The following is a 12,923-nucleotide window of genomic DNA, read 5'->3' on the forward strand; positions in this document are numbered from 1 at the left end:
ATGGTCGACTGGATATGGGTTGATGCTCGCTAGGGATGATCGGCCACCGCTGTTCGCAACGGCCACGGTTGCAATCGTGGGCCTCCTTCTGGTCGTCTTCGTCGGGTGGTCGTCTTTTGCCGAGATCGACGAGATCGCGCGCGGCGAAGGCAAGGTCATCCCTGCATCCAAGACCCAGATCATCCAGACCAGCGAAGCCGGCGTCGTGCAGGAGATCGCAGTCAAGATCGGCCAGGTGGTCAAGAAGGATGATCTCATCATCCGCCTCGACAACACCTTGAACTCATCAAGCCTCGGCGAACAGCAGGCCAAAGCCCGCGCCTTGAGGGCGCGCGTGGCGCGGCTCAAGCAGGAGCAGGGTGGAAAGATCGGCGATCCTTTCATCTGCCCGGCCGAGATCCGGAAGAACGCGCCGGAGATCTGCGACAACGAAGAAAAACTGCTCAATGCCAGGCAAGACAACTTCAACAACAAGCTTTCGGTGCTAAAGTCGCGCCTGGAACAGCGCCAGAAGGAACTCGACGAGGCCAATGCCAATCTCGATCGCCTGAGCAGGAACCGCGAGGTCAGTGCGCGCGAGGCGAAACTGGTAAATTCGATGGCCCAGAAAGGCCTCATCGCCCAGACCGAGCAGCTGCGGGTGGAGCGCGAGCAGACGGAGCTGGCGGGGCAGATCAAGCTTGCCGGCGAAACGATCCTGCGTGGCAAGGCCGCCATCAACGAGGCGCAGCTGCAGGTCAACGAGGTCAATCTCGAGCTGCAGCAGGAGGCTCTCAACGATCTGACGCAGACGCTGGCGGACCTGTCGGTCGTCGAGGAGACGATCCGTGGCGCCACCGATCGTGTCGCACGCACCGATATCCGCTCGCCGGTCGATGGCATCGTCAACACGCTCGACGTCAACACGCTGGGCGCCTTCGTGCAGCCGGGCGCCGTCGTCGCCGGCATCGTTCCCACTTCGGAAACATTGCTTGTCGAGGCCCGCGTTTCGCCGCGCGATGTCGCCTTCATCCGCCCCGAGCAGGACGCGCTGATCAAGATCACCGCCTATGACTTCTCCATCTTCGGTGGCATCGAGGGCAAGGTTGCGAACATCACCGCCGACAGCCTGGTCGATGAAAAGACCGGCGAGCCTTATTACCAGGTGCGCGTCGCCACGGAAAAATCGACGCTGCAGCGCGACGGCAAGACCTATTCCATCATCCCAGGCATGATCTGTTCGGTCGACATCAAGACCGGCCGCAAGACCATCCTCAGCTATCTGTTGAAGCCCATCAACAAAGCCAGGGAGGAGGCCATGCGTGAGCGATAGCGCGACGCCTTCCGGCGGTCCGGCTTCGGGGCCCGGTCAGCAGATGCCAAGCCAGCCCTTGCTGCGCGATCAGGAGCCTGAATTCCGGGTAGTCGTGCGCAATGGACAACGACGCGGCATCCGGCTGGAGCGCGGCTTCTGGGACATGCTGAAACGCATGGCGGCGCGCAATCAGGAAACGCTTGGCGCTGTTGTCGACCGGATCGCGGCGGCCTCGGGGCCGGATGCCAATCTGACCTCGGCCATCAGGGTGGCCTGCCTTCATGACGCCAACGCCGAAAACGCCTTGCTGCGCCGGTTGACCTCGATCGAGATGATCAAGGCCATCCTGTTCGCCTGCCCGGCGCCGGCTTTTGCCTTGGAAAGCACCCGCAAGATCTTGACCTTCAACCCGTCGTTCCAGAACCTGGTTCGCCGCCAGTTGCCGGCCGGGCAGGATGACGACGCCCGCAAGGATATGAGGCTCGCGCTCGACCTGAGCGTGGCGGATATTTTGGAAAGGCTGAAGCAGAATGGCAATCTGCCGGTTGGCACGGGCTTCGTCATCGGCATCGGCGAACGCCGTCACCGCGGGCAGATCAACGTGGTGCGGGCGCCAGTGCCGGCGCCCGATCTGCTGCTGGCTTTTGTCGTCAACGGCTAAGCCGGCTCAGTTCTCCGGGCCTTCGCCCGGCGCTATGTCGGAAAGTCCGCCTTTCAGCGACGCCACGCGGCTCTCGCCGGTCTTGGTGCCATGCACCCAGGCGCGCTCGGTGCTGAAGGAATAAAGCGGCACATAGTTGGGAAGCGCCGTGTCCATGACCACCTTGTTGCCGAGGCTGTCGAGAATGAAGGTTCCGCTCGACGTGCTCACCGAAAGAACGGCGTGGAAGACGTCCCTCTTCTTGTCCTGCAGCACCACCAGGGACATGCTTGTCGCCGGTACTCCGGCTTCCACAAGGGCCGCCATCTTCAGGATGGCGAAATCCTCGCAATCGCCGGAGCGGCGGGCAAGCGTCTCCTCGGGCGTCGCCCAATAGTCGAGCTTTCCGTAGGTGGCTTCGTCCTTGCGGTAGGCGATGAGCTGGTTGATGCCGCTGTTCACGAAAGCGAGCTTGTCGGTGAAGCTTTTGTCCTTCACCGCCTTGACGATATACGCATAGCCAGGGCTGGTCTGGTCGCAGACCTTGTCGCAGTTGCGCACCGAACGATAGACCGATGCCCAGCGTGTTGCAGCCGGGAAATTCTTCATCGAGATTGCCATGGAGCCGAACACGCCAGGAATGATGGCGGCGGTCTGGATCAGGTCCAGTTCCGGTTTCTCTTCGGCGACATCGTGCAGAGCGAGGCTGTAGGCGCTATTGATCCCTGCCCGATAGACACTGCTTGCGATCGCGAATTCAGGCTTCGACAGGGAAATGCCACCCAGGAACTCAACCGTCTGAACCGGTTTCACCAGGCTTTCCCGAGCCTCGAGAGTTGTCGGGTCAGTGGCGGCGTAAGCGGACGAGGTCGCGACCATGACGGCCGAGAACGCAAGACTTCGCAAGTGTTTTATCGATGAGAACTTTTGTTTTGCTTTCATCACATCCACCCTTTACGATGGATGCTAACCGGCGCGACTAAATATACAGAAAATATAGATAGATAATCATAGTATAAATTATACAGCGTGATTTAATTCAAATTTGAATCAAGGTTTTTCGTTATCTTCGAATCCCCTTGCCAATAAAGGGGTCTGGCGAAAAACATATACGCCTTTATGTCGTTGGCATTTACTAAAAGTAAAATTTAGCATCTTCCGCATATGCCGTTATATGGAAGCGGTTCTCTGCCTGTTGCCAAACGCAAAACACCTCTGTTTTCTCCGAATGTAAAGTAAGGGGTGGTGGGTCATGGCAAACAATTTCGATCGCGAAAGCAATTCCGCAAGCTGGGAACAGCAAAACCAGCGGGATGAACATGATCAACCATCCGCTCCACTGCAGGTGGCGCAAGCTACTACTGAAGGGAAGCCGTCTGGCGAAGCAAACCAGCCGGCTGCGGCGGCATCTGAGCCGAAGCCCGTAGATGTCGGCGCCACGCCGGCTCCGTCTGGACAGCAAAGTCCTGCCCAGGCCACAGCAACGCTGCCTTCCTCTGCGAATGAATACATGGTCGGGGCCGACAAGATGGTCCATCTGCCGGCGAACACTTCCATCGACAACATTCGCGTTGAAGGAACAAACCTCGTCCTGCAGCAGGCCGATGGGTCGGCCGTCGTCATCAAGGATGGCGCGGTCAATGTTCCGACCTTTATTGTCGGCGACGTCGAGTTTCCGCGTGTGGCTCTGCTTGCCGCGCTCCAGACCAGCGGCGTCGACGTCGCCTTCGGCGCGGACGGCTCGATCTCGGCCGGACAAGGTGCCGCTGCGAACCCCAGTGCCGGCGGCAATTTCGAGCGACCGGCGGGCGGCATCGGCGACGGCTTCGACCTCAGCGATCTGCTGCCGCCGACCGCCCTACAGTTCGGCTTGCTCGATCGGCACGAATTGTATCCGGCCGCACCCAATCGCGATCCGCTCTTTTCGGATTTCTCCATTTCTTCCTTGTCGGAGGAAGGGCTCGCCGGCGGCAATCTGGACAGTGACGGCTCCAACGACACGACCAACGCCACGCTCATCACCGGTACCTTCCCGGCAACCGATCCCGACGGCGACACGCTGTCCTTCACCTTCGGCGAGCCTTCCGGGCTCACATCCGGTGGCATTCCGCTGGTCTGGACCGGACAAGGCACGGCAGCCCTGGTCGGTTCGGTGAACGGCGTTCCAGTCATCACGATCACCGCCAACGGCCAAAGCTACACCGTCCAGATTCTAGGCCCCATCGACCATCCAAACGATGCGCGCCCCGGTTCCGAAGACGACCTGACCTTGGTCGTGCCGGTCACTGTCACCGACGGCAGGGACGGCACCGCCACAGTCAACATGTCGATCACCATCGAAGATGACAGCCCGGCCTTCGTGAGCACCGGCCAGACTGTGCTTCGCGTCGACGAAGATGGCCTTGCGGCGGCGAACGCGGATTCCGGCCGTGGCGGGGAAGCCGACTTCGGCAAGCAGACCGTGAGCCATGTCGAGCTTTCGAGCATCATCAATCCGGGCGCGGATGGGCTGGGTTCATACCATTTTGTCTCGAGCGCGCTGACGCAGTTGGCGGGCCTCGGCCTGTCGAGCAATGGCGCTGCGATTAGTTACGCCCTTTCGCCCGACGGTCACACCATCATCGGTTCGGCCGGTGGCGGATCCGTCTTCACTGTGGAATTGACAGCGACCGGTTCGCTGACATTCACCCTGTTGGGGCAGGTCGATCACGTCAACAGCCCGGGAAATGTCGAAACCAATCTGACGATCGATCTGTCCGGTCTGATCGAGATGGTGGACGGGGACGGTGATACGCTCACGCCGCCGGTCGGCAGCGTTGTCGTTGCTGTTGGCGATGACATTCCGGTTGTCGGGCTGGCGCTAAGAGAGGGCGCTTCGATCCTGGTTGACGAGAGCCTTGGCCAGAACGCGGGCGAGGCCGAGGGTGGTGCGGCTGGTCTTGGCAGTGTAACGGTTGCAGGCGCGTCGTTGTTCAGTACCACCGGTTTGTCGGCAGGCTCCGACAGCGCGGGTGCGACGACGGCTTTCTCGCTTGAGATTGCAGCCGGTGGCCACACCGGACTTTACCTGACAGGCCAGAGCGGTCCTGCCAACGAGATCCTTTTGGTGGACAATGGCGGTGTCATCGAAGGTCGCGTCGGTGGAGCCGGCGGCACGCTCGCCTTCACGGTATCGATCGATGCATCCACCGGCAATGTGACGCTGACCCAGTTTGAGTCGCTGAATCACCTGACGCCGGGCGCCAGCTATGACGAGGCCCTGTTCCTGGCTTCGGGTGCGCTGAAGGCTGTCTATACCGTCACCGATGGCGACCAGGACGTCGCCACGGCGAGCGTCGATCTCGGCGGTCAGGCCGGCGTGATCGCCTTCGAAGACGATGGTCCGACGGCGGTGCTGGCGCTGGCCGGCAAGGCATCGATCGTTGTCGACGAGAGCCTTGGCCAGAACGGAGCGCCGGAAACGGAGCCGGCCGGAACGCTCGGCCAGGTTACGGTCCTCGGCACTTCGCTGTTCGACACGACGGGTTCGGCGGTCGGCCAGGACAATGAAGGTGCGACAACGGCGTTTTCGCTTGAGATTGCGGCCGGCGGCCATACCGGTCTGTTCCTCACAGGCCAGAGCGGTGCGGGCTATGAGATCATTCTGGTCGACAATGGCGGCGTCATCGAAGGCCGCGTCGGCGGAGCCGGTGGCACGCTCGCCTTCACGGTGTCGATCGATGCGTCGACCGGCAATGTGACGCTGACGCAGTACGAGTCGCTGAACCACCCGACGCCTGGCGCGAGCTATGACGAGGCCCTGTTCCTGGCTTCGGGTGCGCTGAAGGCTGTCTATACCGTCACCGATGGCGACCAGGACGTCGCCACGGCGAGCGTCGATCTCGGCGGTCAGGCCGGCGTGATTGCCTTCGAGGATGACGGTCCGGCGGCGATGCTGGCACTCGCCGGCAAGGCATCGATCGTTGTCGACGAGAGCCTTGGCCAGAACGGAGCGCCGGAAACGGAGCCGGCCGGCACGCTCGGCCAAGTTACGGTCCTCGGCACTTCGCTGTTCGACACGACGGGTTCGGCGGTCGGCCAGGACAATGAAGGTGCGACGACGGCGTTCTCGCTGGAGATTGCAGCCGGTGGCCACACCGGACTTTACCTGACAGGCCAGAGCGGCGCGGCCAACGAGATCCTTTTGGTGGACAATGGCGGCGTCATTGAAGGCCGTGTCGGCGGAGCCGGCGGCACGCTCGCCTTCACGGTATCGATCGATGCATCCACCGGCAATGTGACGCTGACCCAGTACGAGTCACTGAATCACCTGACGCCGGGCGCCAGCTACGACGAGGCCCTGTTCCTGGCGACGGGTGCGCTGAAGGCAGTCTATACCGTCACCGATGGCGACCAGGATGTTGCTACGGCGAGCGTCGATCTCGGCGGCCAGGCCGGCGTGATCGCTTTCGAGGATGACGGCCCGACGGCCGTGCTGGCACTCGCCGGCAAGGCATCGATCGTTGTCGATGAGAGCCTTGGCCAGAACGGAGCGCCGGAGACGGAGCCGGCCGGAACGCTCGGCCAGGTTACAGTCCTCGGCACTTCGCTGTTCGACACGACGGGTTCGGCGGTCGGCCAGGACAATGAAGGTGCGACGACGGCGTTCTCGCTTGAGATTGCGGCCGGCGGCCACACCGGTCTGTTCCTGACCGGTCAGAGCGGCGCGGCCAACGAAATCCTTTTGGTCGACAATGGCGGCGTCATCGAAGGCCGTGTCGGCGGAGCCGGCGGCACGCTGGCCTTCACGGTATCGATCGATGCGTCGACCGGCAATGTGACGCTGACCCAGTACGAGTCGCTGAATCACCTGACGCCGGGCGCCAGCTATGACGAGGCCCTGTTCCTGGCCACGGGTGCGCTGAAGGCTGTCTATACCATCACCGATGGCGACCAGGATGTTGCTACGGCGAGCGTCGATCTCGGCGGCCAGGCCGGCGTGATCGCGTTCGAGGATGATGGTCCGACGGCGGTGCTTGGGCTGAAGGAAGGCGTCACGATCATCGTGGACGAGACCCGCGGCCAGAATGCGGGCGAGACCGAGGGTGGCGCAGATGGCCTTGGCAAGGTGACGGTTTCGGGTGCCTCGCTGTTCGACGCGTCGGGTTCGTCGACGGGACAGGACAATGAAGGTGCGACGAAGGTGTTCTCGCTCGAGATCGCCAACGGTGGCCGCACTGGGCTCTACTTGACGAATGCGGCACATGTCTCGGCCAACGAAATCATCCTGATCAACAACAATGGTGTGATCGAGGGGCATGTTGGCGGCGCGAACGGTGCGCTCGCCTTTACGGTGGCCATCGATGCCTCGACGGGCAATGTGACGCTGACCCAGTTCAAGTCGCTGGATCATCCGACTGGTGGTTCGAGCTATGACGAAGCGCTGTACCTATCCACCGGTACGCTGAAGGCGGTCTATACGGTGACAGACGGTGACAACGACGTCGCCACCGCCAAGGTCGATCTTGGTGGCGAGGAAGGCGTGATCGCCTTCGAGGACGACGGGCCGACTGCAGCTCTCGCGCTGAGGCACGATGCGTCGGTTGTTGTAGACGAGAGCCTTGGGAACTGGTGGGAGTATGAGGGCGGCTCGGCTGGTCTTGGCCGGGTGACGGTCTCCGGCTCCTCTCTGTTCAGCACGGCGGGCTCGTCGTTCGGTCAGGACAATGAGGGTGCCACGGCGGTATTCTCGCTCGAAGTCGTCAATGGAGGCCATACCGGCCTCTATCTGACGGGCCAGAATAGTGGGGCCAATGAGATCCTGCTGGTCGACAAGGGCGGCGGTCTGATCGAAGGCCGTGTCAATGGCACCGGTACACTTGCCTTTACCATCCAGATTAACGGCTCGAACGGCAATGTGACATTGACGCAGTACGAGTCGTTGAATCATCCCACAGGTGGTTCGAGCTACGACGAGGCCCTGTACCTGGCCGGAAATGCGCTGAAGGCGGTCTACACGGTGACGGACGGCGACAATGACGTGGCCTCCGCCAAGGTCGATCTTGGCGGCAAGGCCGGTGTGATCGCCTTTGAAGACGACGGCCCGAATGCCGAGTTGGAACTGAGGCATTATGCGTCGATCGTTGTCGACGAAACCCTCGGGCGGAACTCCGGCGAACTCGAAGGTGGCCAATACGGTCTGGGCCAGGTGACGGTCTCTGGTTCCTCGCTGTTCAGCACCTGGGGTTCATGGGTTGGCCAGGACGACGAAGGCGCGACGAACGTATTCTCTCTGGAGGTCGCCAATGGCGGCCGTACCGGGCTATATCTGACGAATGCGGCGCATATCTCAGCCAACGAAATCGTGTTGGTAAACAATGGCGGCGTGATCGAGGGCCGCGTCGGCGGCGTCGGCGGCACGCTAGCCTTCACGGTTTCGATCAATGCGTCGAACGGCAATGTGACGCTGACGCAGCTTCAGTCGCTGGATCATCCGATTGGTGGTTCGATCTATGACGAAGCGCTGTATCTCGCGAACAACGTGCTCAAGGCGGTTTACACGATAACGGATGGCGATAAGGACGTTTCCACGGCGAAAGTCGATCTCGGCGGCAAATGGGGCGTGATCGCCTTCGAGGACGACGGCCCCACGGCGGCGCTCGCGCTGAAGAATGGCGTTTCGATCGTTGTCGACGAGAGCCTAGGCCAGAATGTCGGTGAAACCGAGGGCGGTGCGGCCGCCCTCGGCCGAGTGACGGTCTCCGGATCCTCATTGTTCGACATATCGGGTTCTTCGACCGGTCAGGACAACGAGGGCGCGACGACGGCGTTCTCGCTCGAGATCGGCAATGGAGGCCGTACCGGGCTCTATCTGACGAATGCGGCGCATACGTGGGGCAATGAGATCCTGCTGGTCGACAAGGGCGGTGGCCTGATCGAAGGTCGCGTCGGTGGTGGCAATGGCATGCTCGCCTTCACCATCCAGATCAACCCAGCGAACGGCAATGTGACGCTGACGCAACTGCAGTCGCTGGACCATCCGACGGGTGGTTCGAGTTACGACGAGGCATTGTATCTCGCCAACGGTACGCTGAAGGCAGTCTATACCGTTACGGATGGCGATGGCGACGTTGACACCGCCAAGGTCGACCTAGGCGGCACCAAGGGTGTGATTGCCTTTGAGGACGATGGTCCGACGGCGGCACTTGCACTGAAGGGCGGCGCGTCGATCGTTGTCGACGAAAGCCTAGGCCAGAATGCGGGTGAGACCGAAGGTGGCGCGGCTGGTCTCGGCCGGATAACGGTCTCCGGTTCCTCGTTGTTCGCCACATCGGGTTCTTCGACCGGCCAGGACAACGAGGGCGCAACGACCGCGTTCTCGCTTGAGATCGGCAACGGTGGCCTTACCGGGCTCTATCTGACGAATGCGGCGCATATCTCGGCCAACGAAATCGTCTTGGTGAGCAATGGTGGCGTGATCGAAGGGCGTGTTGGCGGCGCGGGTGGTACTCTCGCCTTCACGGTTTCGATTAACGCATCGAACGGCAATGTAACCTTGACGCAGCTTCAGTCGCTGGATCACCCGACAGGTGGTTCGAGCTATGACGAGGCATTGTATCTCGCCAATGGTACGCTGAAGGCGGTCTATAAGATCACCGATGGTGACGATGACGTTGCCAGCACCACAGTCGACCTTGGCGGCACCAAGGGCGTGATCGCTTTTGAGGATGATGGTCCGACGGCGGCGCTTGCCCTGAAGGGCGGCGCATCGATCATTGTCGACGAAAGCCTCGGGCAGAATGTCGGTGAAACCGAAGGCGGCGCGGCGGGCCTGGGCAGGGTGACGATCTCCGGCTCCTCTCTGTTCAGCACGGTGGGTTCGGCGGTCGGCCAGGACAATGAAGGTGCGACGACGGCTTTCTCGCTTGAGATTGCCGCCGGTGGCCACACCGGACTTTACCTGACAGGCCAGAGCGGTTCTGCCAACGAGATCCTTCTGGTCGACAATGGCGGCGTTATCGAAGGCCGCGTCGGCGGGGCCGGCGGCACGCTGGCCTTCACGGTGTCGATCGATGCGTCGACCGGCAATGTGACGCTGACCCAATATCAATCGCTGAATCATCCGGATCCCACGAATTCCGACGAGGCGCTGTTCCTGGCTTCAGGTGTCCTGAAGGCGGTCTACACGGTGACGGATGGCGACAAGGATGTCGCCAGCGCCAGTGTCGACCTTGGTGGCCAGGCCGGTGTCATTGCCTTCGAAGACGATGGCCCGACGGCGATTGCCGGAGGCGCCGGTGTCCAGGCGACAGTCGCTGAAGACACGATGTCGACCGCCGATGGCGATGCCTCCACCGGCATCCCCGATGCGGGCCAGACGTCCTCCAGCGACGAAGCCTCGGGCACTCTGGGTTCGCTGGCTGCGCTGTTCAATGCCGGCGCCGACGATCCGCTCACCTTCAGCCTCAACCCGTCGACCAGTGGCCTTCCGGTGCTCTATTCGCACGGCATCCAGCTCGTCTACACCGTCTCCGGCGGCGTTCTGACAGCTACGGCCGGCGCCAACACCGTATTCACGCTGACCGTCAACGCCAACGGCTCCTGGAATTTCGATCTGAAGGATCAGCTCGATCATGTCGACGGCAGCGGCGACGCCGGCACGGCACTGCGGACTGCAGGCGGCAGCGTGCCGTCGATCGACTTCTCGTCGATGATTGTCGCCACCGACGCCGATGGCGACAAGGCCACCGGTGCCACGCCGGGTTCGTTCACCATTACCGTCCAGAACGACGTTCCGGTGGTCGTGGCGCTCCCGCCGCAGATCGTCATCGAGACGACGTCCTATACTCTCAGTGGGGTTTCCGGCGGCCACGACCGCTACAAGGTGCTCAACGGTGCCGAGGACCGGGACATCCTGCTGAGCGCCAGGACGGGCAGCACCCAAGATGCGGTCAACACCTCCGGTGATATCGGTGTCGGCCAAGGGCAGAACATCAACGGCAAGGACAGCAACAATGCCGAGGAGTATCTGATCCTCGACTTTGTGAAGAATGGTGCCGCCACCGGCAACAATATGTCGACGACCTTCACGGCGACCGAGCATTATTCCGTTGTTTCCGTGACGTTCACCGTGCCCCAGGTGCAGTCGGGACCGGCTTCGCTGTTCCTGCAGCTGTTCAGTGTGCCCACAGGCAGCGACAACAATTCAGGGACGGCGAACTTCACCGACGATGCCGGCGTTCCGGTTACGACTGTCAGCGTCAATGGTACCGCCGTACCGGTCACCATTGTCTACGCGGCGGACGGCGTTACGCCGATCGGCTATCTCGTGGAAGGCGTCAACCAAGGCGACTCCATCAAGGTTACCGGCGCTGCCGAGTTCGGTCGCCTCGTCATCTCCAACTATGACGGCGTGACGATCAACACTGGAGGAGCCACCTCCGTCGTCGATGGTGCGACGAGCTTCTCGGTTCTCATATCTTCAACGGAAACCAAGGTCGTTCAGGCATTCGAGGTCCGACACGACGAAACCCAGAGCCCGGTTCTGGTCAACGACAATCCGGATCCGAACGATGCCGATGATACTGCGGCGCCTCTGCCGGCCAGCCTGGCATCGCGGATCGGCGCCCTGACGCTGACGGAAATCGGCCACGCGGTTTCGGCCGGTTCCGTCGCTGGCTTCTTCACGTCCGCGCCGGGCGCCGACGAACCCGTCTCGATCGCCTATCAACTCTCGAACGGCACGGTGAACAGCCTCTTCAACGGCGAAGACAGCGGTTTGAAGACGACCGACGGCGGCGTCGCCATCAGGCTCTTCAGCGATCCAACCGATCCGCGCATCCTGTGGGGTGTGGCCGGCAGTGATTTTGCCAGTGGCGAAAAGGTCTTTGCCGCTTATGTCGACGATGCCGGCAAGCTTTGGCTGGTCCAGTTCGAGGCGATTTCCAATCCCGCTGCCGGCTCAACGGCCGCGACTTACGACGATGCTGTCTCGGTGATCGGCAATATCCATGTCACCGCCAATGTCACCGATGCCGATGGTGACGTGGCGTCGGCAGTGTCGGGCACTCCGATCAAGCTGACTTTCCAGGATGATGGCCCGCAAGCGGTGAACGATGCCGACTCCGTTGTCGGCGCGAATCTGACGGCGACCGGCAATGTTCTCACCGCTGTCGACATTGCTTCCGGCTTCGATGCCAACACCACCGATGGCGCTGCAGACAAACTGGGTACCGATGGCGCAAAGATCGCGTCCGTGACTGGCGTGACCGCCGATTCTTCACCGGATGCCCAGCATAACTTCCAAGTCAACGGTCAGTATGGTTCGCTGGTCCTCAACGAGGACGGCTCCTACGTCTACACTCGCTTCAACGGCAATCCGGTCGTAGCCACTGAAACCTTCACCTATGTGCTGAAGGATGGTGATGGAGATACGTCCGCCGCGACCCTGACCATCTCGCTGCGGGATAACGGCACTTCCATCACGAACCTGACGCCGGCCGCCGGTGGCGGCGATGCCACCGTCTGGGAGGCCAATCTTTCCGATGGCTCCAGCAGCAACCCAGCGGCCCTCGTCCAGACCGGTACTTTCAATGTTTCCGCTCCCGATGGCCTGCAGTCCGTCCAGATCGGCAACACCATTCTCACGCTTGCCGCCCTGGGAACGGCGTCGGCGGCGACGCCGATCGCCATCAGCGGCAATCCGGCCTATGGCGCGCTCGAAATCATCGGGTTCGACAGCGCAACCGGACAGATCAGCTACCGGTTCACGCTCACCGACAATACGCTGACCCATACCAACACCACGGCCGATGCGACGCCGGGCGATCGCGGTACCGCCGATCCGGTCTTCGCCAACTACACGGTGACGGTCACGGACGTCGACAACGACAGCAATTCGGGGACGCTCGCCATCCGGGTGCTGGATGATGGTCCGACGGCGCGTGCCGACACCAACAGTGTGACGGAAGGTGCCGATGTCAGCGGCAATGTTCTGACGGACGGCACGGA

4 protein-coding genes are annotated in these 12,923 nt (G+C 61.7%); 3 read left to right on the forward strand and 1 reads right to left on the reverse strand.

Features of this window, described 5'->3' with window-relative positions:
- Nucleotides 1-22: 22 nt before the first annotated feature.
- Together L4923_RS22170 and L4923_RS22175 are read left to right on the forward strand one after the other, a co-directional pair.
- Nucleotides 23-1,312 carry an HlyD family type I secretion periplasmic adaptor subunit gene (locus L4923_RS22170; protein ID WP_239369202.1) on the forward strand — a complete coding sequence of 430 codons (1,290 nt, stop codon included), beginning with the start codon at nt 23-25 and terminating at the stop codon, nt 1,310-1,312.
- The gene (locus tag L4923_RS22175; RefSeq protein ID WP_343303887.1) at nt 1,302-1,955 is read left to right on the forward strand and encodes a ribbon-helix-helix domain-containing protein; all 654 of its coding nucleotides are present in this window, start codon (nt 1,302-1,304) and stop codon (nt 1,953-1,955) included. Before L4923_RS22170 ends, L4923_RS22175 begins: the two co-directional genes overlap by 11 nt.
- Nucleotides 1,956-1,961: 6 nt before the next feature.
- On the opposite strand, the gene L4923_RS22180 is transcribed toward L4923_RS22175, so the two are convergent.
- Nucleotides 1,962-2,747 carry a transglutaminase-like cysteine peptidase gene (locus tag L4923_RS22180; RefSeq protein WP_239369204.1) on the reverse strand — a complete coding sequence of 262 codons (786 nt, stop codon included), beginning with the start codon at nt 2,745-2,747 and terminating at the stop codon, nt 1,962-1,964.
- 697 nt (nt 2,748-3,444) lie between these two features.
- Between L4923_RS22180 and L4923_RS22185 the strand changes: the two genes are divergently transcribed.
- Nucleotides 3,445-12,923: DUF5801 repeats-in-toxin domain-containing protein (locus tag L4923_RS22185; RefSeq protein WP_239369206.1), on the forward strand; the 9,479-nt coding region annotated here is incomplete at its 3' end.

The organism is Terribium retamae, from assembly GCF_022347545.1.
GTDB lineage: Bacteria > Pseudomonadota > Alphaproteobacteria > Rhizobiales > Rhizobiaceae > Mesorhizobium > Mesorhizobium retamae.

Coding starts and splice junctions, on each gene's coding strand:
- L4923_RS22170 (WP_239369202.1), top strand. CDS start 23: ATGCTCGCTAGGGATGATCGGCCACCGCTGTTCGCAACGGCCACGGTT.